The 19,827-nt window shown below is 38.9% G+C and carries 24 protein-coding genes; 9 read left to right on the top strand and 15 right to left on the bottom strand.

What is annotated here, in order from left to right:
* Positions 1-2 precede the first annotated feature (2 nt).
* Positions 3-968 (bottom strand): metalloenzyme, encoded by a 966-nt coding sequence (locus B1C82_RS12170; protein WP_086447821.1) that lies wholly within the window; start codon positions 966-968, stop codon positions 3-5.
* Positions 969-1,108: 140 nt separating this feature from the next.
* Between B1C82_RS12170 and B1C82_RS12175 the strand changes: the two genes are divergently transcribed.
* Genes B1C82_RS12175 through B1C82_RS12195 form a run of 5 tightly spaced genes read left to right on the top strand, consistent with a single transcriptional unit; the run spans position 1,109 to position 5,523 of the window.
* Positions 1,109-2,044, top strand: a complete 936-nt coding sequence (locus tag B1C82_RS12175) for a hypothetical protein (RefSeq protein ID WP_086447822.1) — start codon at positions 1,109-1,111, stop codon at positions 2,042-2,044.
* Positions 2,041-4,278 (top strand): hypothetical protein, encoded by a 2,238-nt coding sequence (locus B1C82_RS12180; protein WP_086447823.1) that lies wholly within the window; start codon positions 2,041-2,043, stop codon positions 4,276-4,278. The genes B1C82_RS12175 and B1C82_RS12180 overlap by 4 nt, the downstream gene beginning before the upstream one ends.
* Positions 4,279-4,313: 35 nt before the next feature.
* Positions 4,314-4,907, top strand: coding sequence for a tetratricopeptide repeat protein (locus B1C82_RS12185; protein ID WP_086447824.1), 594 nt, complete (start codon positions 4,314-4,316; stop codon positions 4,905-4,907).
* Positions 4,907-5,110, top strand: coding sequence for a CopG family transcriptional regulator (locus B1C82_RS12190; RefSeq protein WP_167373760.1), 204 nt, complete (start codon positions 4,907-4,909; stop codon positions 5,108-5,110). Before B1C82_RS12185 ends, B1C82_RS12190 begins: the two co-directional genes overlap by 1 nt.
* Entirely contained in the window at positions 5,107-5,523 is a 417-nt protein-coding gene (locus B1C82_RS12195; RefSeq protein WP_086447825.1) for a hypothetical protein, read from the top strand. The genes B1C82_RS12190 and B1C82_RS12195 overlap by 4 nt, the downstream gene beginning before the upstream one ends.
* On the opposite strand, the gene B1C82_RS12200 is transcribed toward B1C82_RS12195, so the two are convergent.
* From B1C82_RS12200 to serC, 4 genes are all read right to left on the bottom strand, one after another.
* Positions 5,485-7,365, bottom strand: coding sequence for a hypothetical protein (locus B1C82_RS12200; RefSeq protein ID WP_086447826.1), 1,881 nt, complete (start codon positions 7,363-7,365; stop codon positions 5,485-5,487). The genes B1C82_RS12195 and B1C82_RS12200 overlap by 39 nt on opposite strands.
* Before the next feature lie 23 nt (positions 7,366-7,388).
* Positions 7,389-7,823 (bottom strand): ribose 5-phosphate isomerase B, encoded by a 435-nt coding sequence (gene rpiB / locus B1C82_RS12205; protein WP_086447827.1) that lies wholly within the window; start codon positions 7,821-7,823, stop codon positions 7,389-7,391.
* Between the two features lie 79 nt (positions 7,824-7,902).
* Positions 7,903-8,478 (bottom strand): hypothetical protein, encoded by a 576-nt coding sequence (locus tag B1C82_RS12210; RefSeq protein WP_086447828.1) that lies wholly within the window; start codon positions 8,476-8,478, stop codon positions 7,903-7,905.
* Between the two features lie 18 nt (positions 8,479-8,496).
* Positions 8,497-9,588, bottom strand: a complete 1,092-nt coding sequence (serC, locus tag B1C82_RS12215; RefSeq protein WP_086448590.1) for a 3-phosphoserine/phosphohydroxythreonine transaminase — start codon at positions 9,586-9,588, stop codon at positions 8,497-8,499.
* Between the two features lie 157 nt (positions 9,589-9,745).
* On the opposite strand from serC, the gene B1C82_RS12220 reads away from it, so the two are divergent.
* Positions 9,746-11,419, top strand: a complete 1,674-nt coding sequence (locus tag B1C82_RS12220; protein WP_086447829.1) for a P83/100 family protein — start codon at positions 9,746-9,748, stop codon at positions 11,417-11,419.
* Positions 11,420-11,491: 72 nt separating this feature from the next.
* On the opposite strand, the gene B1C82_RS12225 is transcribed toward B1C82_RS12220, so the two are convergent.
* The 5 genes from B1C82_RS12225 to flgB form a co-directional block, all read right to left on the bottom strand.
* On the bottom strand, positions 11,492-11,908 hold the full coding sequence (locus B1C82_RS12225; RefSeq protein ID WP_199775759.1) for a DUF4345 family protein: 417 nt from the start codon (positions 11,906-11,908) through the stop codon (positions 11,492-11,494).
* Positions 11,909-11,970: 62 nt separating this feature from the next.
* Entirely contained in the window at positions 11,971-13,050 is a 1,080-nt protein-coding gene (locus B1C82_RS12230; RefSeq protein WP_086447831.1) for a helix-turn-helix domain-containing protein, read from the bottom strand.
* A gap of 55 nt (positions 13,051-13,105) precedes the next feature.
* Positions 13,106-13,486, bottom strand: a complete 381-nt coding sequence (gene fliE, locus B1C82_RS12235) for a flagellar hook-basal body complex protein FliE (protein WP_086447832.1) — start codon at positions 13,484-13,486, stop codon at positions 13,106-13,108.
* Positions 13,487-13,498: 12 nt separating this feature from the next.
* Entirely contained in the window at positions 13,499-13,960 is a 462-nt protein-coding gene (flgC, locus tag B1C82_RS12240; protein ID WP_008594730.1) for a flagellar basal body rod protein FlgC, read from the bottom strand.
* A 37-nt stretch (positions 13,961-13,997) separates the two neighbouring features.
* Complete coding sequence (gene flgB, locus B1C82_RS12245; RefSeq protein ID WP_086447833.1) at positions 13,998-14,429, bottom strand: flagellar basal body rod protein FlgB; 432 nt, start codon at positions 14,427-14,429, stop codon at positions 13,998-14,000.
* 109 nt (positions 14,430-14,538) lie between these two features.
* Between flgB and B1C82_RS12250 the strand changes: the two genes are divergently transcribed.
* From B1C82_RS12250 to B1C82_RS12260, 3 genes are all read left to right on the top strand, one after another.
* Positions 14,539-14,829: an STAS domain-containing protein gene (locus B1C82_RS12250; protein ID WP_167373761.1), complete on the top strand. Its 291-nt coding sequence runs from the start codon at positions 14,539-14,541 to the stop codon at positions 14,827-14,829.
* A 97-nt stretch (positions 14,830-14,926) separates the two neighbouring features.
* Positions 14,927-15,331 (top strand): LIC10301 family lipoprotein, encoded by a 405-nt coding sequence (locus tag B1C82_RS12255; RefSeq protein ID WP_234008288.1) that lies wholly within the window; start codon positions 14,927-14,929, stop codon positions 15,329-15,331.
* Positions 15,328-16,428, top strand: coding sequence for a tetratricopeptide repeat protein (locus B1C82_RS12260; RefSeq protein ID WP_086447836.1), 1,101 nt, complete (start codon positions 15,328-15,330; stop codon positions 16,426-16,428). The genes B1C82_RS12255 and B1C82_RS12260 overlap by 4 nt, the downstream gene beginning before the upstream one ends.
* On the opposite strand, the gene B1C82_RS12265 is transcribed toward B1C82_RS12260, so the two are convergent.
* The 5 genes from B1C82_RS12265 to queD all read right to left on the bottom strand — a co-directional run bounded on the left by B1C82_RS12265 (position 16,429) and on the right by queD (position 19,819).
* Positions 16,429-16,854 (bottom strand): YbaN family protein, encoded by a 426-nt coding sequence (locus B1C82_RS12265; RefSeq protein WP_086447837.1) that lies wholly within the window; start codon positions 16,852-16,854, stop codon positions 16,429-16,431.
* Between the two features lie 113 nt (positions 16,855-16,967).
* Positions 16,968-18,377: an NAD(P)(+) transhydrogenase (Re/Si-specific) subunit beta gene (locus B1C82_RS12270; protein WP_086447838.1), complete on the bottom strand. Its 1,410-nt coding sequence runs from the start codon at positions 18,375-18,377 to the stop codon at positions 16,968-16,970.
* 7 nt (positions 18,378-18,384) lie between these two features.
* Positions 18,385-18,666 carry an NAD(P) transhydrogenase subunit alpha part 2 gene (locus B1C82_RS12275; protein ID WP_008594681.1) on the bottom strand — a complete coding sequence of 94 codons (282 nt, stop codon included), beginning with the start codon at positions 18,664-18,666 and terminating at the stop codon, positions 18,385-18,387.
* A 64-nt stretch (positions 18,667-18,730) separates the two neighbouring features.
* A complete protein-coding gene (queC, locus tag B1C82_RS12280; RefSeq protein ID WP_086447839.1) occupies positions 18,731-19,438 on the bottom strand; it encodes a 7-cyano-7-deazaguanine synthase QueC in 708 nt (235 codons plus the stop codon).
* A gap of 3 nt (positions 19,439-19,441) precedes the next feature.
* Positions 19,442-19,819 (bottom strand): 6-carboxytetrahydropterin synthase QueD, encoded by a 378-nt coding sequence (gene queD, locus B1C82_RS12285; protein WP_086447840.1) that lies wholly within the window; start codon positions 19,817-19,819, stop codon positions 19,442-19,444.
* Positions 19,820-19,827: the final 8 nt, after the last annotated feature.

A 19,827-nucleotide genomic window follows, 5' to 3' on the forward strand; every position in this document is an offset into this window, starting at 1 on the left:
TTTTAATTAGTGGATGTCTGAACAAATTCCTGTTCGGACATTTGGATCTGCACCCCTAAACAATCGTAGATTGCATGAGGGATATCTTTTAAGGCGTGGATTTTATCTTTCATTTGTTCAGTGTATTTACCGTAAAGAATGGTCGGCACTGGGTTTACGGTATGAACATCGACAGTGAGATCTTCTAAGTTTCCATGATCGGAAGTTACAATGAGTTGGTCCTGTTCCGGATCCATCGCATCTATAACTCCTAACAAAAAGTGCTCTAAGTCGGAGATACACTTTTCAGCTCCTTTCCAATTCATCTTATGACCTACTTTATCTGTAATAAAGTATTCATAGATACATAAAGTATGGTCTTTCATTGCAGGAATAATATCATTTCCAGTTTTGTACGGATCTTGAATCTCTAAAACTGGGTCATCCTTATCTATAAAATCTTTTCCGAATTTTCTGAGGAAATCACGACTGATATCCATGTAGAGACCTTTTCCATCTCTCAGGTCATCCATATCTTTTAGCGGTTTGTCTGCTGCCATTTGGATGAGAGTAGAAGCAGATACATGTCTTGGATGTTTTTTTATATGTTCAGTAAATCCTGGAGTGTAACAGTTCAGCAAGTCTGCTTTAAATCCGTTCTCTTCTAGAATGCGAATAATTGAATATTTAGCAATGATACGTTTTAAAGTGAATGTAGGAAATCCACTCATATGGCGGTTTAATACCTGGCAGGCATTTATCCCAGTCCAAAGAGAAGTTTGTCCAGTTGCGCTTTGGGGAAGTCCTTTAATCCCCATGCTCGCATCAGTTTTTAGATAGGTGAGGTCTTTTATGCGGGATGGAGAATCTTCAGGGATCGACTTGCCGCCTAAAGGTAGAAAAATCCCCTTCGCATATTTCGAGAACGGATTTTTATCCGGATTGTTTTCCCCAAAGCCTATCCCGTCTATAAATACATAAAATATCATTTAATTGGCCCGAGAAGTATCGATTATCCTATCGAATTAGACTGATTCTTTATGATAGAATCGCCGATACTAGAAAGGTGAACCCGCGCAAACATAGCAAAAGATCTCAAATTCTATCTCTGATACTGCTATGTATCGTATTGATTTCCATCCCTTTTTTTCCCAGTGCTTGGAAGGATGCAGTTTTCTTCTCTCCTATCCAAATTCTTAGTTTGTACCCTAAACTGAAAAAGGAATCTTTCCTAGACTCTATCCTAGATAGATTTCAGAACAAGTATTATGACTTGGGTTATAGGTTCGAATATTTAATGAGAGAATTTCCTAAGCCTGAGACCGACAAAGATGCAGAAGTTTTAGGAAAACACTTTATCTCTTCCATTCAATTAAAACAGATCCGCATTTATGATTATAATTATAGAACAATGTATTCTTCCGATCCAAAGGGGCCTGGATTTCATAAAGGGCTAAGACTACTCGGAATGCAGTTGCCTGTAGCTAGCTGGTTAGAAGATACCGATGGGTTTTTGTTATATAGAAATTCCTCCGGAGATCTTTATCTTCAAATCCTGAAGGAAGATGGGGATCGGATTGTTCAAGAAGCAAGTGGTTCTAAAAAATCATTTTTGCCTCGGGACTTTTCAGAAGGGATCTTATATTGGGTATACAAAAAGAAGGAAGAAGATTCAGAGCTCCTAGAAACAAATTTGAGTCCAGACAGTACATTACTTCCTGGTATCGAAGTTTCTAACTCGGAAGAATCAAAGGCAATGATACATGCGTTGCTGGATAAAAATTCAAAACCTCAGAATTTTTTAATCCGTCCTGTTTGGGAAAAAACAATCGAAGGTGATCTAGAAATTTTTCTATCACAACCTAGAAAGACAAGAGCAGAAGAGTTACTATTGATCTTAAGTGCTTTCGGAATTTCTTTAATCGCTTTGATTTGCGGGATACTTGCTTCTAAAATATTATTCACGATCCGAACAGAGAATCGTTTTTCTGAAAGAGAAGAAGTGATCCAAGTGAAAACCGAGCTGGTTCGTTTGCTCGGACAATTTAGGGAAAAGACAAAATGATCGGCTTTAAATTCAGACTTATACTTGCTTTATCGTTTATATTTTCCGTCTCGGTGCTCCTTTTAGAGCCATATTTTCCTTCAGGGATTTTTTATAAGTCTAGATTGGATTCAGTATTTTCTTCCTTTAATAAAGAGATACTAGAGTTAGAAAAAAAGATCAGAGAATCAGATCCAGAAGAATTGGATGCGAATAATCTATTCCTTCCTGTTCGAAATTTTTTGTCTTGGGATCCGAGTCTTAAAAATACTCCGAACTTGGAATTTTCAGGTGATAAAGAAAGATATTTATTGTCCCAAGCCTGGGAAGGTAAGACCAGTCGCTTTCTTTCTTTAGAAAATGAGCCTGTACTCTTTGTTCCATTATATACAAAGTCAACTGCAGTTCTCGCCGTACTCGACAAAGAAAAATTCAAAATTTCCTTAGATGATAAAATAGAATATTTTGTTCCAGAACCAAGACTTGGCACCTTCCGAGACTGGGAAGAAAATGGAGACAAGACTGATCCAAGAAAAGTTTCAGAAGAAGTTTTGAAGTCCATGAAGGACGTCGGAAACGACTTCAGAGAAATTCGTTTAGGGGATAAATTATACAGGGCCTATTACGCTTTCTATCCGGAAGATAAGATAGGTTTTATCCAAGGGATCTTACTGTTAGTTCCTTATGAACGTAATATTTTTCTAATATTATTCCCAGTGTTTTTTGGGTTTTTATTTCTGCTCGATGTTTGCATTCTGCTTGTTAGAAAAAATAAATCTTCTTCTGCTTACGCAAAATCAGATGTGTCTAATCTCATCCAAACTCTTTCTCAAAGAATCGAAGAAACTAATTTTAAACAGGTAGAAACGGTAAAATTGCCAGAGTTAAATGATATTCCCGAAATGGTAACCATTCCTCCTGTTTTGGAAACTAAACCTAATGCAAGCGGCACATTTTATGTTTTACCTTTTGATTTACCTGGGGATTCATTTTTAACTCCTAAGTTTTTAAGGGAGAAGAGAGAGCCAATTCATGTCGAAAGAGAGGTGGCATCTGCTCCTTCCGCTGTATCCGTTGTGGAAATGCCGGAAGCTCTTCAAAAAAAGAGAGATTCTATCTTTACAGATGAACTTGCAAGACTTGTGGATAAGGTCAAATCCACTTCCCCTGAAATTCCTCGGATAGAAATTTCAGATCGTCCTAAGGATTCAGGACTTTTAGCTAAAGCATTGAGAGTGACTGGACTCGCAGAGATCGGTTTGAAAGCAGCAAGAGGTCTTGCTCCTCAACATAAGTCTAGATTCTTCCTTTGGGCAAGGGCTTGGTGGGGAATTCGTAAAACAGATCCGAACGAAGAACTTCCTCTTTCTGAAAAATTCAGAGAGTGGTTGGACAAACAACCTATTCGTGAAAAACGAAAAATCCTAGAAGTTTTAGATGAGATCCATCAAGGTTTAGATACTCCGATATCTTCGTTATTGAAATATTATCTTACTATCTTCTCTTCTCTCCACTTGAAATCTTTTAGTATTCATTTTTATGATAGAAGAAGAGGAGCTTATCTTCCTGTTGTTTCCTATGGTTTACAACCTTATAGCCGACAGAACATGATCTTCTTATATGGTGATCAGTTCTTGGGAAAAGAAGCGGGAGATGTTTCTATCATAGACGTTACTGAAGAAAGACGTAATGATCATTTCTTCCGTAAAAAATTTGATTCGGCTGATTTGGATGGAGTGATGAGGATTGTTTCCTTCTCACTTTTCCGATGCGGTTTAGATTTCAGATTCTTCTTAATGTTCCCAGATCCACCTAATAATGATTTAGCGGATCAGATTAGGGAGAATGTAGAAAATTCTATCGAACCGGTAGAAGATGCATTTTTACAATTGGAAATCGAGCAAGCTTCACATGCTATCCAGGACAAACGAGATTTGGTCCAAATACAATTCTTGCTTCTACGTTGGGCAACCCATGGTGAAAGAAGCAGATGTAATTTGTATAAGATTAAATGTACAGGTGACTTAGATTATTCTTCCATAGACAAATGGAGAAAAGATGTCCTTGAGGAAATCCAACCTAGGCTTGGATCGGAAGATTACGGATTCGGGGTCTCTCCTTCTGAAATTTTTGTTTTGTCTAGAGAAGAAAGAGAATCCGAACTGAAAATGATCTTGGATTCGATAGGAAAAGAATATAAGATCACTCCACTTCCTTATCCGGAAAATGGCAAAAATCTATACACATATATTTAAAAAATATTTCTAAATTGGCTATAATCTAATCTGAAATGCGCACCCTCTGCTGTATCCTTTTGTTATGTGTTAGTGTAACTTCTTCTTACCCCCAAGAAGAAAATAGAAGAGAATGGAATAAAGCTGCAAAACAAAAAGTTTTACTTCTTCATCAAAGTGGAAAAGAAGCAGAGAGCCTTCCTTTCTTAGAAGAGTATGTTAAAAAAAATCCGAACGAGTTGATTTATAAGTTATATCTTGCTCGAGCACTTTTTTGGAGAGCGGACTTAGAATTGCCAGGTCATTCAGAAGATGTGTTTTCTAGAATGGAGAAGGTCCGAAGGATACGTGACAATTATCTTAGAGCGGCGAGCCTTTTCGAAGAGAATGTAGGTTATTTAGGAAAGGTAAGTCCAAGAGATCCAGATTTGGGAAAATGGACCTTTTTATGGGCCATGTCCGAATGGTATGCAGGAAGGGAAGATCGGGCCATCCAGCTATTTAAGAAGTCTTTTAAGCATGATTTTCGTTTAAACCAGGCAAATTATAATATCGCTGCCATTTATGAAAGCTTGGGGCAGATACTAGATTCTCAAATTTATTATGGAACCTACTTGAAAAACGAAAAGGAACTGAAAGAAGAGGAGTAATGGCACGTGTCGAAAGAAGATTTCAGATGCTCCTCACTGAGGAAGAATTCGAATTATTGAGGACCGAAGCAGAGAAAAGAGATCTCTCCGCTTCAGAGTTACTTCGCTCTTGTTTTAGGAACGAAATTTTTAAGTCAGATTCTTATCAGAGATTAGAAGCTTTGAGAGAATTATCCAAAATTTATCCGGAAGGGAAAATTTGAAATTATTAGTCTCTTCTGATTGTTTTAAGGAATTGGTACTCGGAAATTCCCCTTCTCGTCGATATGTATCGAATGCAATCGAATCACTTACCAAAAAAAATCATATTTTCGTTTTAGCTCTTCCAAGTTTGGAAGCTGTTCTTGAAAAAGAATCTGATCCTTTGACCAGAGAGATCATCTGGACCCAATCTAAAAATCTATTCTTGGATTTCCTTGCCATAAGAAAAGAAGAGATCTCCCTCGCATTACGACTTTCTTCTTCTAAGAACTTAGAATGGAGAGAATGGTTGGAGATTGCTACCGCTTCTTTGGCGGATCTGGATGGGATCTTGTGTACGGATCCTAAATGGAAAGAGCAGAATCTTGTAAAGATCCTACTCGCTCAGGAAATAGACCTCGACGGAGTCGCTTAAGGGACTGAGTTGATCCGGTCCATTCTCCGGATCGTATACTGAATTATAAGCTGCAACTTTGAAATAATACGTTAGTCCCTTTTGGAAAAATAAAAGTTTTTTATCGTAAGGATCCTTGCGAGGTTTTGATTTTTTCTTTTTTGGTTTCGGACTTTCGTCCTCATCATCGTTTTCTTCAGGTTTTTCCGCGTTCAAAGAAATGAGTCGATTGTCAATACACTGACAAAGTTTAGGACCACTCATATCATTACGTTTAGGACAGCTGGAATCATCGCCCAAGATTGGATCCAAATATTCGCTCATAGGATGTTTGGTTTTTCCCTTGGTGGTTAAAACTGGCATTTTTCCTTTTGCTAGTTCTTTGCTAGTACCTTTCAAGATCCCCACCATACGATTCGGACCTACTCCGTAGTGGATTACATAGCCGCCTTTTTGTTGTACATTCTTTTCCGGATTTTGGGTCCAACTCAAACAAACTCGAGGGCCTTGAGCCTCAGGATCGTAATCGTCAAAATTTACTATTTTTAAACCGGCAGGCCTGACCGGTGGAATAGTCTCTCTATAAGAAAATGTTAATGCTTCTAATTCAGGACTGGACTTAGATCCTGAATCGGTTTTAAATTTTACCTTTACCTGGTAATATTTGAAATAGGAAAGTTTGTTTCCCCAAACCTTATCCAATGGGATCCGATAGGTGGAAGATTTTCCTTTAGGAGAACTTTCTTCTTCCGTTTCTCTGTAGGGATCGTCTTCTTTGAATTCTTCTTCTATCTTTCTGAGATCGATCGATTTCCAAGCTGGGTATTCTTCTGTTTTGGAGAAAATTTTAGGAGAAGATCTAAAATATAATTCTAATACCGAAGAATTAGGAACATTTGCTTTAAATAACACGGCTTCAGGTAAAGAATTAGAAAATTTAGTTTTATAAACAGGAGATATTGCTGTTCCGAATTTTGCATCCGCTGTAAAGGAAGAAGGATCGTATTTTTGTCCATCGTACTGAGTGGATAAAACTTCCGGATCAGGGCTTCCTTTGGAGACTAAAAAATCATCCAACCATCCGTAAAAACTTTCTCCAATTTTAAAGGGTGTGCTGTCTTCTGGATGAAAACCAATTCGGATAATAGGTTCTTTCGATGAAACAGAAGCTCTATCTGTTTCTTTTCCATTAATATAGAATACGATCTCTCTTTGAGCGGGTCTGAAATGAATGATAAAATGATTCCAATCCGATCTGGAAAGTCTTGAATTTCCTGCAAGTTTAAGAGAAAGATGTGTTTTGTCAGCTTTTTGGAAAAAGTTACGAAATTCTAATATTGGTATCTCGTCTTTAATTCTGAGGTCCCAACCATACTTCTTTCCTCTGGTATATAAGTCTTTAGAAAGTAAGATTGCTTCCTTATCTAAGTTTCCAGGTAATAAGAAGAAGGAGATATAAAATTCTTCTTTGATGTCCGGACTTGTGAGAATTCCTTTGGTTTTTCCAGAAACTTTGATCCCTGAACGTTTGCCTACGAAACCTGCAGACCTTTTTCCAGAATGTGCTTTTGCTGCATCAGGAAGATAAGAAGAAGATAATATTCTGTAGCCACCGGCCTTATCGTTCAGGTCAGCTGCTTCCTTCTCCTCAAAATCTAAGAATAGATCTGAACCTTCTTTCCTGTCACGTGGGCTTAATTCTAATTTAGGAGCTCCGTTTTCGGTACTTCCCAAACGGACATATTTAAGAACGAATGCACTTAGAGAGAATGAATTGGATTCGGCTGAAATAGAGCCGGAGAAAAAAGAAACAAGACCGACCAAACCTAAGAGATAGACCGGATAAAGGATCTTGTTTCGCATTTTTTAAAAAGGTATTCCGCTTATTAAACGATGGTGTCTAACTGACCCACCCTTCTTTCATGACGTCCAGCTTCGAAGGAAGTATTCAGCCATTTCTGAGCGATGCGGGTCGCAAGTTCTTTGCCTAAAACTCTTCCGCCTAATACCAATACGTTTGCATTGTTATGACGGCGAGACATTTCTGCAGTGAATTCGTCATGGCAAAGAGCAGCTCTAATTCCCTTATGACGGTTTGCTGCGATAGATGCTCCGATACCTGTTCCACAAAGTGCGATCAGTCCATCCACTTCTTTAGAGAGTACTTTTTTGCAGGCGTCTGCAATTACTAAAGGATAATCCACAGAGGTCTCGTCCTTAACTCCTAAGTCCAAGATCTCAATCGAGTCCGCTAATTCTTTGCGAAGGAATTCTTTAAGTTCGAATCCACCGTGATCGGAAGCGATGCCAATTTTTTTCATGTTCTAAAGGTACCGTACCTACGCGAATTCTCCGATTCAAGCAATTTACAACTAGGATCGGAAAATAAGGAAAAGTTTCTTAATCGAAGAGTCCTTCTTTCAGGAAATCGGGAGCGGTCTGGTAGAATTCCCAATGTTGGAAGAAGAGGGCCATATAGGTGTTTTGGAAAGTAGATATGGGTAGAAGTTTTTCTGATAAGGATTGAACCTCTGCCTGGTGCAATCTTGTTAAGAGTTCTTTTTTCGCCTCTATAAAGCTGCGCAGGTTTTTCTCTTCGAAGGCGGATAGACGGATCGTCTTTTCGTCTGAGAGCAAAAAGTTTTCATAATAAGAAAACATAAGTTCTTTAGTTTCTCTATGATGAGAATGGTCAGCGAGTAAGGTCACTTGTTCTTCTTTAGTCAGTCCGGACATACGAATACATTCTATACTTTGGTAAGCAGATTTTGCTTCTTGTAAGGCAAGATTTTCTGCAATCTTAGTTCTTTCGTCCGGAGAAAGTTTAGAAGTATAAAATTCCTTTAATTCTTTATGATTTACGCCCTGAGATAGGCAATGGCTTATCTTCAGTTTTGTAGGAAAGAATAAAGGAGAAGCAGGCATCTGAACGATACCTGCGCATAGAAATATTAGAATCAGAAGAATGTGTTTCATTCTATTCTTTCAGAAGATTTAGGACTTCTTCTCAAATTCCTTCATGTATTCTACTAAGGAAATTACTCCCTCTTTTGGCATGGAATTATAGATAGAAGCTCTCAGGCCGCCGACCAGTCTGTGACCTTCTAAACCATGGAGTCCTTTTTCTTCTGCTCCAGCTAAAAACTTAGATTCTAAATTTTTGTCATGAATAGTAAAGACAACATTCATTACGGATCTTGAATTCGGTTTTACCGGAGCATTATAAAAGGAAGTGGTTTCCAAATAATCGTATAAAATTTTGGCCTTCTCCTCATTGATCTTTTCGATCTTCTCCACTCCGCCTAGATCCTTTAACCATTCGAATACAAGTTTGGCCATATAAATAGAATATGTAGGAGGAGTATTATACATGGATTTGTTTTTTGCAGTGAGTGCATAATCCATGAGTATAGGAACAGTTCTGCCGGAACGTCCTAGTAAATCTTTGCGGATAATCAGAACACTTAAACCGGATGGTCCGATATTCTTTTGTGCTCCCGCAAAAATTGCACCGAACTTACTCACATCTATCTTTCTAGAAAGAATTTCAGAAGTCATGTCCGCGATTAGAGGAGCCTTAGTGATCGTCGGAAGTGTTACATAACGAGTTCCTAATAAAGTATTATTAGAAGTGATATACACATATGCCGCTCCAGGATTTACCATTGAGTCATTCAGTTCCGGAGATTCTGTATACTTATGATCTTCTCCATCATAAATTTTTTTGACCGGATTGAATCTAAGTGCTTCTTCCATAGCCTTCTTTGCCCAGATACCAGTGACTGCAAAGTCAGCGGACTCTCCATCTTTCAGAAGATTTAAGGGTAGGGCGGAGAAGTGGAGGCTAGCTCCTCCGGAAAGAAACATAATTTCGTAATTTTCAGGAACAGATAATAATTCTCGGAGCAAGGAAAGGGAAGTATCTAGGACTTCTTCAAAAAGTTTTCCCCTATGGCTATCTTCCATAATGGACATACCGGACCCGCGGTAGTTCAGAAACTCGGAAGCTGCCTTCTCCATGACTGGAGTAGGTAACATCGCAGGACCTGCGCAAAAATTGTAGATTCGGCGCTCAAATTTGCTCATGAGGTTAGGGTAAAAATCAGGTCTTGGGAGGCAACTTCTTACTGTTCCAACATTCTTAGAGAATTGAAAAATCCTTGGCAGAGTCCTATCTAGAATCATAAGATAGCCATTCGTCTCTCCCAAGTTTGGGGGGTTCGTTTTTCAAAGGAGTTCCATAATGTCACGGATTCGACTGGCCGTATTTCTAATCTTCCTCGGAAGTTTTAGCTTTCCGATCTTCGCCCAAGAGGGGCCTAAACTTGGAGAAAAGGAAGTTCGTTCTTCCGGAAAAGTGAACTTCGTCAATAGGTCTGCTGCAAGAGCTGACGAGGAGACAAAAGGAAGTAACGCAAGAACGGGTGCTGGATTATCCGAAGCATTAAAGAAGGATCCAAAATCAGCAGCTTCTGCAGATGGGATCACCGCGATCCGTATTCTTCCAGATGAGAAAGAAAAAAAATTCGGAGCAGATCTAATCAGCATAGGTAAAGATGCGGATTATGGACATATCAACTCCATCCAAAGGATTCTTTCCGGATATGTGAAAGCAAACTTCGGATATTCTGAAGCAAACTCGGATACATTAGCGACATATATACTTTATTATAATGCGATCCATCGGAAGGGCGCAGATTACGTTAAACGTAAATACAATGCTGAAGTTGTGAAGAACGCACAAAATGATAAGATTGGTATCGGCAGACGTTATACGGAATGGCCAGGAAAAACCCAGATCATTATCCCTATCGTAACTAATATTCTTTCCGATGATGGAAAAGATCTGGATACAGACGAACTTGAGAAAGAAGTAAACAGAGACCTGGATAAAAAGAAAGAAGGTCAAGACGATAAGAAAAAAATGAACGACCTTCAAAATGAGAAGGCGGAAGAAGAAAAACGTAAACTCAAGGACAAGCAGGAAGAGAATCGCAAAAAACAAGAAGATGCTTCCAGCAAAGAAAGGAATGCAGAAAGAGAGATCCAGGAACTGAACAAAGATCCTGTTAAGAACAAACAAAAGATCACTCAAAAACAAGAAGAACGTAAACAGGCCCAGCAAGAACAACAAAAGGCCAAAAAAGAAGAGCAACAATTAAAAGAGAAAGAGAAAGATATCGCTAAAAAAGAAGAATCTCGTAAATCGGATTCTAAATCTTCCTCATCTTCATCCGATTCCAAAAGTTCTTCTTCCGGAGACTCTAAAAAGTCCGAAGCTAAGTCCGACGACAATAAGTCCAAGGAAGAGATCAAACAAGAGCTGAAAGAAACTAAAAAAGAGTTAGAAACAGTTAAAGAAGAACAGAAGAAAAAAGAAGAATTCGACAAGAACGTTGTCGGTGGAAAAATTCTATTTCTTAAAACTTTAAAGTACACTTCTGACGGACATTATAGCAATGAACTTCACGCGTTAGATCCGGCTAAGGATGATACGATCTTCAAAGGAGACTTTAACAAGATTTGTGGACGTACATTTGAAGTAGTGGATGGAAAAGCTCTTGTAGTAGGTTACGAGTCAGATCACTCTGCTGCTCACAAACTCATACTGATAGATCAAGAAACATTAAAACCTGCAGTTTGGTCCGGAGATTCTGTATTCTGGCGAACTCCAATGATCGTCAAAGGAGAAGAGATTTATGCCTTTGAAGAAAGAAACGGAAAATATTATTTAAGCCGTTACGACAAAGGTTTAAAGAAAACTGCTGGAACTGAAGAAGAGATCAGCCCGAACTCGAACGTAACCTTCTTTGGTGAAAAAATTTACGTTACCGGTAAAGAAGAAGGTTCCGGAAAAACGGAAATTGCGGTATTCAGCAAGGCGGATCTGAAATTGATCAAGAAGATCAAACCATAAGATTAGCTGATTGTTAAGATGAGAAGGCGGGCTTTCACCCGCCTTTTTTATTTCTGTAAAAGTTCCGTGTACTTAGTTTCTTTTTAAAAGCCAAGCTCCCAAGAATACAGAAACAATTTCAGTTGCCATGCTCAAGTAGATATATTCATTTCCTGGCCCGTCCAAGAATAGAGTATATAGTCTTGCTACGAACAATCCTGCTGCACTAGCTACTGAAAGAAGAATCGCCTGAATTTTGAACTCTGGCTTTACTAAACCATAATATACAATAAGCCCAACACCGAAACACAATCCTGAATACATTGCCCTGAAATCAGCAAGAGCTGCGCTAGAATGGATTGTATAACCGATTGTATTCGCTAGCGGAATCGGAAAGAAAAGGAAGGCTACGGTAAATCCGGCATATACAACTAAGTTTAGTGCCAGAAAAATTTTAGTGATCCAACCTATAAGTGAACCAGTTTGATCTGAAAGTGAATGAGTTTGCATCGTTGTCCTCTCGTTTGGGATGAGAAGAGGATACACTGTTTCTGAAGGTCGGTCGTCCGGCGTTATAAAGGCTTACACATTTTTCTGTAAGAAATCGGGGTTTTTTGAGTAAGTTTCAAAAAAGCCTCATTAAAGGAAGAGCGGTTATTAAATCCAACGGTCATTGCGATTTCCAAAACAGTTTTGTCGGTCTCAGTTAAAAGTTGTTTTGCATCTTCTATCCGATGATGATTGATCAGAGAAAAATATCCTTTTCCGATCTTATTATTGATCAGTTCTGAAAATTGGTGAGTGGTCAGAGACAATTCTTTTGCAAGTTCTGCCAAGGATAGATCTTCTCTTCTATGTATTTTTTCGAATTCGAATAGAAGGTTTAGTTTTTCTAATATAAGGTCGATTTCGAGACCTTCTAATCTGGTCCTTGAATATTTTGACGTTGCCAGATCAGACCGAACAACTTCGGGAAAATCGAAATATTTCCTGCGGATATAATATACTAGTGAGACTGCAAGTGTTACAGTCAGAAGCGCCAGTTTCAGAAAGACAGGATTGAATATTAGTCCTATCATTCCAAAAATAGAAACGATCAAACAATCTAATGCAAAGATTCCGAATAAGATCTTAAATTTTAGTTCAGAGATCTGAGGAAGTATCTTGAAGATCGGAAAAACAAAACTGAAAGAAAAAATCCCCGCTCCTAAATAAAGTATCCCTGCTCCAGAAATTGGATCTTGGATACTCCAATGGATCTCGGAAAAGGGGGAAGATCCGGTATATTCTCCCAATCTAAAAAATAAAATAACTCCCAAACAAAGTAAGAATGGAAGGAAGAAAAGTGTATGTACCGGCTTATATTTGAAGTCTTCTTCCAAAAAAGCTAGAAGGGATAAAAAAGCAAAAGTGGGGGGAAGATATAAAAGAGGAAGGTTCCAAAGTTTTAGGTTTAGATCCTGGCCTGCATTCGGGTTCAGTACAAGAGAACCTGAAAGTTGCATAAATCCTAAGGAGACCAGAGTAAGAGAAAGGTAAACTTGGAATCTATGTTTTCTATCGGAAGGAAATTCTCCGATTGCGAGCAAAAAAGAAAGAAATCCTCCGAAGAGGATCATCCCGTCAGAAAACCATCCGAGCAACTCAGGCATGGTCTTATTGTATTTTAGGAATAGATTAGTCGAATCGAAATTCTAATTCGAAAAATTATCTCATGGAAGTAAGATCTCTATAAGCTCTTACAACCCCATCAGCTAATGTTTTAGTGAATGTGAGCGCTACTCTTGCTTTTTCAGAAGCAACCATTACTTCGTGAGCATCCACACTATTCGGATCATATACCATTTTTTGAGTGAGTTCGTCTGCTTCTACCTGTAGATCGTTTACAGATTTGAATGCGTTTCTCATTGCTTCTGAAAAACTTTCAGCAACATAGTCAGGAGCCACAGGTTCTTTCACATCTCCGTAATGACGTTGGTCATCTATCTTTACGGAAACCTTGTCTCCTTTTGGAGAAAGTGGAAAGCGAGAATCGGAATATCCGGAGTTATAGTTGTACCAAAGTTTGGAATTAAAATCTACGTTCATTCTTCTCTCCTATTAAGCTCTTCCGATCTCTAAGGCTTTATTGAACATAGCCTTGGATCCGTTGATCATCTGGACGTTTGCCTCGTAGGATCTGGAAGCAGAGATCATGTCCGTCATTTCGGTGACTATATTTACGTTCGGCATTTCCACATAGCCTTTTTTAGGTCCGATCTGGATCGCGTCAGGATGGGTCGGATCATAAGTTAATCGTAAAGGACTCATATCCTTCTCGATTTTCATTACTTTCACACCTTTACCTTCTCCAGGAGAAAGACCAAAAGGATAAACTGGACTTTTCCATTTAGTTCTAAGATTTACAGGAGTAAGGATCACTCTGTCCCTGCGGAAAGGGCCGTCTCCATTAGTATTCCTTGTAGTGGTTGCGTTCGCGATATTGTTTCCGATCACATCCATACGAAGTCTTTGTGCGGAAAGTCCAGTGGCGGAGATATTAACTGCGCTAAATAGTCCCATCTTCTTCCTCTAAATCTTAGCTATGTCTCTATTGAGATTAAGCCAACCTCATTACGTTTTTCAAATCACGGAAGTTTGCATTCATTCTTTCGACCATCATCATGTATTGCATTTGAGAATTGGAAGCTTCCATTACCTCTTTCTCGGGATCTACGTTATTTCCGTCGGCTCTAACGGTGGTCAGATAATCTATGTTTGCCTTAGGCTTTACGGATTTATAATCTAATGGAGTAAAAAAGGAGATATGACGTTCGTCTTCGATCCTGGTCGGGATGGCTTTAGAAGCTTCTATCTTTTCTGACTCCAATGCTCTTTTGATCATGGATTCGAAAAGTACTTCACTTCTTTTAAAATGGGGAACATCCGCATTTGCGATATTGTCTGCGAGGACTTTTCTTTTCATAGAGGCGGCGTTCATTCCCTTCTCTAGTAAGTCCTGAGTCTTCATGAAATGTGTTTTTTGGAACATAAAGCTCTCCCATATAAAATTTCGGTTGAATTTCAAAATTCCCAAAGATAAAAAAAGAAATCTGGCCGAAAATTTCTCAGAAAAGGCTAGAAAAGGACTCGAATCGAAAATGGGTGAAAATTCGGAGATTATCGAGATCAAGCCGGAGCTGACTGCCCTTTTTAACGACTATTACGCATTTCGAAACCAGTTGATGGATGCAATTGCCAAAAAACCGGTTAAAATCGTCCTAGATCTAAGCAAAATTCCAGTAATGAATTCAATTTCTATCAGCTCCCTGGTTTGGTTTTGTAAAAATGCTAAGTTAGAAGGTATCAAAATCGATATAAGAGAGATACATCCCGATTTGATGAAAACTTTCGAAGTTCTCAAGATCGACGAATACTTTCAACGAATCTAAAGTTCACAAGTTAAGCTCTCTCAACCCTCACGCTTTCAGGTTCAAAGGCGTCGGGAATTCCCTGGACATCCTTACTATTCGGTATAGCTTGGTTTCCATGAAAAAAAATCTTTTTTCCTTAGCGGTCTTATCCTTACTCATAGGCTGTCAACCCCCTCTGCAGGAAAGAATCTTAGGTATATGGGAAAGAACTTCCGTTTGTACCGCAGATGGTCAGTGTAAAAATTCTGAGCCAGGCAAGGCTCCTAAACTTTCTATTTTCAGACCTGGACTTGCGATCTATGAAAATCCCGAAGATCCAGAAAACCAACGCAGAATTGAATATGAGTTTTATGAAAAAGAAACCAAATCCAGAGAGCCTGAACTTATATTTAGATTTTTGAACCTTGGCTTTGATATTCGTTATATCGTGAAAAAAGCGAATAAAGAAACTCTCGAATTATCTAATCCCGATCTGAACAATACCGAAATTTATAAAAAATTAGGTCCTGCTCCAGAATGATTATTAGTCGGAAGAAACTTTCTGCATTACTCCTAGGCTTTATACTTCTGTTAGGAGCCGGCCTAGGATCTAAGGAAACCGAAACTTCCGACGAAAACCAATCCATACTTGCCCCTTCTCCGGAAGGGGAATTACCTCTTCCCCCTCAACCAACCGACCAAAGCGAAGTTTCTAGAAGAAAATATCAGATCTTGGCTTTGAATACTGAGACAATTAATCTATTAAGATCCAATGCAATAGCGCGTGCCCAAGCAAATATAGAACGTTTGAAAAAATTGGATCCTGATTGTTTGGAATATCATTATCTGAATGGTGCGTATTTGTATGTGATTGGAAGATATCCCCAATCCAAAAAAGCACTTTTAAAAGCTGTGGAGATTAATCCAAGTCACGATCCATCCTATTATCTTCTTGGAATGATATTCGTAAGAAGAAGTAAATGGGAATCTTCAGTTCAATACTTCCAAAAAGCAGTGGAACTTGCGAATTATAATCCTTTTTACAGATTGAATATGGCTCTGGCTTATTTTGAAACAGGGCAATATTTAAAAGCAAAAGCTGAAGCGGAGAAGGGAATAGAACTAAAACCTAATTATAGAAATCTAAAGCTGATATTACTAAAAGTGAATTTTCTTTTAGGAAATAAAGCGGATGCTTTGGCTCAGTGTAAGGAATTTGCAAAAGAAGGTTTTGTTCATAGGGAATTCGCATATATCTACGCAAGACTCGCGATGGATATAGATAAAAATTTTCGTAAGGCGATCAAACTTTATAATCAGTTCCCGGATCTTCCTTTTAACGAAAAAAGATTTTTGGCCCACGCTTACTTTCATACTTCGAATTACAGGGCTTCTGCAAATATTTATTCAATCATTTCAGGTTCTAAAATACTTACGGAAGAAGATAGAATTAACTATCTCAGATCTTTAGTATATATTAAGGATTACAGAAGATTAGAAACTTTTGTAGCTTCTTGGATGTTAGAAGAACCAGAAAAAAAACTAAAGATCCAAGAAGCTTTGGATACTGCGGAACTTCTTAGAGAGAACGATCCGAAAGTGTATCATATGCTTCCTTCTCGTTCTCCGTATAACTGATCATTCAGCCATTTCTTCCTTTTTTGTAGGGAAGCGAAGAATATAAAAGATTACGCATGCACCTATTACTGCCATTCCGATGCGAACCGGTAATAGAGGAGCGAATACCGCACTCACTGTCATGGTAAGCACTATCGTAGAAACAGAGATAATCTTTGCTTTAAGTGGGATCGCTTTGTGGATTCTCCAATCTCTAATAAAACTTCCGAAATATTTATTATTCATCAGCCAGTTATAGAACTTCTGAGAAGCCCTCGCATAACAAGCCGCGGTTAGAAGTAAGAATGGAGTAGTAGGAAGGACCGGGGTGAAGATCCCGATAATCCCCAAAATCAAAGATATGGTTCCTATTATGATCAATAAATAACGAACGAATCCATATCTATGAAGTTTTACTTCGTGGCTATAATCCTTTTGTTCTGCCAATGGAATTCCTCTTGCTGAAGGTGTTTCGTTTTCAATTTGTGTTGAAAATAAAAAGGGAGGCTATCGCCTCCCTTTTGCAAGAATCATTTCCTGAATTTCTCGGAAAATTCTTATCAGGTATCCTTGAGTGCAGTCACGATCTCTTGGGTGGCTTTTTTACCATCTTGGAAATACATTAAGCAGTTTTCTTGGATGAAGAGTGGGTTAGGAACTCCTGCAAATCCTGGGCTCAAGGAACGTTTGATCACGATAATGGTTTTTGCTTTGTCCACATCTAAGATCGGCATTCCAGCGATTGGAGAGCCTGGATCTGTTTTTGCCAGAGGGTTAACCACGTCGTTTGCACCGTTGATGATCACTACGTCTACAGTATTGAAAGTAGGATTGATCTCATCCATTTCCTTCATTTTGTCGTAAGGAATATCAGCTTCTGCTAATAGAACGTTCATGTGACCAGGCATCCTTCCTGCAACTGGATGGATAGCGAACTCAACTTCGATATTTTTATCAGTAAGTTGGTTGTAAAGTTCGCGAACTGCGTGCTGGGCTTGAGCAACTGCCATTCCGTAACCAGGAACGATAACTACTCTTTGCGCCATATCCAGCAACATTGCCACTTCTTCTGCGGAAGTAGCTTTTGTTTTTCCAGTATAGATGTCCCCGGAATCTGCGGAAGAAGGAGCAGCGCCGAGCCCACCGAAAAGAACATTCGGAAGAGAACGGTTCATCGCCTTACACATGATCTGGGTAAGAAGGATACCGGAAGCTCCTACAAGAGATCCGGAGATGATAAGAACATTGTTTCCTAAAACGAATCCAGTTGCAGAAGCTGCAAGTCCTGAATAAGAGTTAAGAAGAGCGATTACCACCGGCATATCCGCTCCACCGATTGGAATTACTAATAGAATTCCAAGGATAGACGCTACTAGTACGATGTACCAGTACCACTCGATCTTAGTAGGCTCGGTTACGTTCAAATAACCTAAGTAAAGCGCACCAATTAAGAATAAAACTTTTACAATCTGGTCTCCGAAGTAACGAACCGATTTTTCAGAGATCAAACCTTGCAGTTTTCCAAAAGCGATCAAACTTCCTGTAAGAGTTACAGCTCCGATAATACCGGTTGCTGCAGTAGAGATTGTGAACTGAAGATCTGCAAGTTGTTTAGTATCATGACCAGGTTGTAGAATTTCCATTAAGGAGTTTCCACCAACTAAGAAGGAAGCAAGTCCTCCGAGTCCGTTCAGAAGCGCCACAAGCTGAGGCATTCCGGTCATTTCTACTTTAAGGGCGATAAAAGTTCCGATTCCAGTTCCAACTAGGAGAGCAGCACCGATAATGATGATATCGTTTTGATTGATAGTTCCGTATTCGAAGAATACTCCTACAATCGCTAGGAACATACCGAATGCTCCGGTAAAGTTTCCTTTTACTGCAGTTTTAGGATGAGAAAGTAACTTTAATCCAATGATAAAAAGGATACTTGAAACTAGATAAATGAGGTTGATATACGCTTTTTCCATTTATGTATTAATCCTTTTTCTTGAACATTCCCAACATACGGTGAGTTACTACGAACCCTCCAATTACGTTGACGGTTGCTGCAACGATCGCGATAAATCCTAATACTTGAATAATCCAATGATTTGTAGTATGAAGAGTTAAGATCGCTCCGATGACTGTAATCCCCGAAATGGCGTTAGAGCCTGACATAAGAGGGGTATGTAATAAAGGAGGAATACGGTTGATGACCTCGATTCCTACGAACACTGCGATTAAAAATATCGTCAGGTAGCTTACGAACTGTTCCATATTAGCTTCCTATGGACGGCGGCAGGGATAAATCCTCAAAACCGATGCCTTAAAATCTGTTCGTTCACTTTTCCGGGACGCCTGCTTCCTGAAAACCCTTTTTTCGAAGCAAGCAGGAGTCGCATTTTCCACAGGGTTTGCCTCCGACGGGATCATAGCAAGAATGAGTCATAGAGAACGGGACACCTAGTTTAGAACCCAATAACACGATCTCTTTTTTATCTAAGAACTGCAAAGGTGTGCAGATCTCAAGAGGATGACCTTCCGATCCTGTTTTGGTCCCAATGTGGATCGCGTCTGAATATGCTTTTATAAATTCAGGTCTACAATCCGGATAACCTGAATAATCCAAAGCATTCACACCAATATAGAGTCTTTGGGCTCCGATACCTTCTGCCAAAGAAACTCCGAAAGATAAAAACAAAATATTCCTACCAGGAACATAAGTGTTTGGGATCTCAGAATGACCTAAAGAATTTTTAGGCACCTTGATCTTCTTTTCGGTAAGAGAAGAACCTTGGAAAAATTCAGGATTCAATTTTTGGATTAGATGAGGAACTTCTAAAAGTTTTGTGATCTTTTTGGCAGATTTGAGTTCTTGTTTGTGTTTTTGATTATAATCGAATGAAAGAGCAATGGGAGAATAACCGTCTTGAATGGCTTGGTACAAACAAGTGGTTGAATCCAATCCACCTGAGAAAAGAACTACTGCTTTTGGATTTTTTGAATGAGATTTCGTTCGAACACCGTTCGACTTAGAAGAAGGACTCATTTTTTATTTCTCAGAAGGTCCGTTATAAACGCATGCGCTAGTGCAGGTTTCGTTTAAAGTGATCTTGTATAAAAGAGAAAGTTGAGGTTTTAGTTTTTTCCACAACCAGATGCTGATATTCTCACTGGTTGGATTTTCCAGACCTTCTATTTCGTTCAAAAGATAATGATCTAGATAGTTTTCGAGTAAAGGTTTCACAACCTTACTTACTTCGGCGAAGTCCATCAACCAACCTGTTTTTTCGTCCACCTTACCTTTCAGATGTAATTTGAAACGAAAGCTATGCCCATGCATCCTTCTGCACTTATGACCTTCCGGAACATTCGGTAAGAAGTGAGCGGCATCGAAACGAAATTCTTTGGTAAGTTCTATTTCTTCCATTTAGATGT

It is taken from the genome of Leptospira venezuelensis (assembly GCF_002150035.1).
In the GTDB taxonomy this organism is placed as follows: Bacteria; Spirochaetota; Leptospiria; order Leptospirales; family Leptospiraceae; genus Leptospira_B; species Leptospira_B venezuelensis.

Bases quoted from the DNA above. Each gene is read 5' to 3' on its own strand.
- B1C82_RS12250 (WP_167373761.1), top strand. From the start codon at position 14,539: ATGGGTGAAAATTCGGAGATTATCGAGATCAAGCCGGAGCTGACTGCC.
- B1C82_RS12225 (WP_199775759.1), bottom strand. From the start codon at position 11,908: ATGCAAACTCATTCACTTTCAGATCAAACTGGTTCACTTATAGGTTGG.
- rpiB (WP_086447827.1), bottom strand. From the start codon at position 7,823: ATGAAAAAAATTGGCATCGCTTCCGATCACGGTGGATTCGAACTTAAA.
- B1C82_RS12275 (WP_008594681.1), bottom strand. From the start codon at position 18,666: ATGGAACAGTTCGTAAGCTACCTGACGATATTTTTAATCGCAGTGTTC.
- serC (WP_086448590.1), bottom strand. From the start codon at position 9,588: ATGAGCAAATTTGAGCGCCGAATCTACAATTTTTGCGCAGGTCCTGCG.
- flgC (WP_008594730.1), bottom strand. From the start codon at position 13,960: ATGGGACTATTTAGCGCAGTTAATATCTCCGCCACTGGACTTTCCGCA.
- B1C82_RS12270 (WP_086447838.1), bottom strand. From the start codon at position 18,377: ATGGAAAAAGCGTATATCAACCTCATTTATCTAGTTTCAAGTATCCTT.
- B1C82_RS12260 (WP_086447836.1), top strand. From the start codon at position 15,328: ATGATTATTAGTCGGAAGAAACTTTCTGCATTACTCCTAGGCTTTATA.
- B1C82_RS12255 (WP_234008288.1), top strand. From the start codon at position 14,927: ATGAAAAAAAATCTTTTTTCCTTAGCGGTCTTATCCTTACTCATAGGC.
- B1C82_RS12180 (WP_086447823.1), top strand. From the start codon at position 2,041: ATGATCGGCTTTAAATTCAGACTTATACTTGCTTTATCGTTTATATTT.
- fliE (WP_086447832.1), bottom strand. From the start codon at position 13,486: ATGAACGTAGATTTTAATTCCAAACTTTGGTACAACTATAACTCCGGA.
- B1C82_RS12230 (WP_086447831.1), bottom strand. From the start codon at position 13,050: ATGCCTGAGTTGCTCGGATGGTTTTCTGACGGGATGATCCTCTTCGGA.
- queC (WP_086447839.1), bottom strand. From the start codon at position 19,438: ATGAGTCCTTCTTCTAAGTCGAACGGTGTTCGAACGAAATCTCATTCA.
- B1C82_RS12210 (WP_086447828.1), bottom strand. From the start codon at position 8,478: ATGAAACACATTCTTCTGATTCTAATATTTCTATGCGCAGGTATCGTT.
- B1C82_RS12220 (WP_086447829.1), top strand. From the start codon at position 9,746: ATGTCACGGATTCGACTGGCCGTATTTCTAATCTTCCTCGGAAGTTTT.
- B1C82_RS12170 (WP_086447821.1), bottom strand. From the start codon at position 968: ATGATATTTTATGTATTTATAGACGGGATAGGCTTTGGGGAAAACAAT.
- flgB (WP_086447833.1), bottom strand. From the start codon at position 14,429: ATGTTCCAAAAAACACATTTCATGAAGACTCAGGACTTACTAGAGAAG.
- B1C82_RS12190 (WP_167373760.1), top strand. From the start codon at position 4,907: ATGGCACGTGTCGAAAGAAGATTTCAGATGCTCCTCACTGAGGAAGAA.
- B1C82_RS12185 (WP_086447824.1), top strand. From the start codon at position 4,314: ATGCGCACCCTCTGCTGTATCCTTTTGTTATGTGTTAGTGTAACTTCT.
- queD (WP_086447840.1), bottom strand. From the start codon at position 19,819: ATGGAAGAAATAGAACTTACCAAAGAATTTCGTTTCGATGCCGCTCAC.
- B1C82_RS12200 (WP_086447826.1), bottom strand. From the start codon at position 7,365: ATGCGAAACAAGATCCTTTATCCGGTCTATCTCTTAGGTTTGGTCGGT.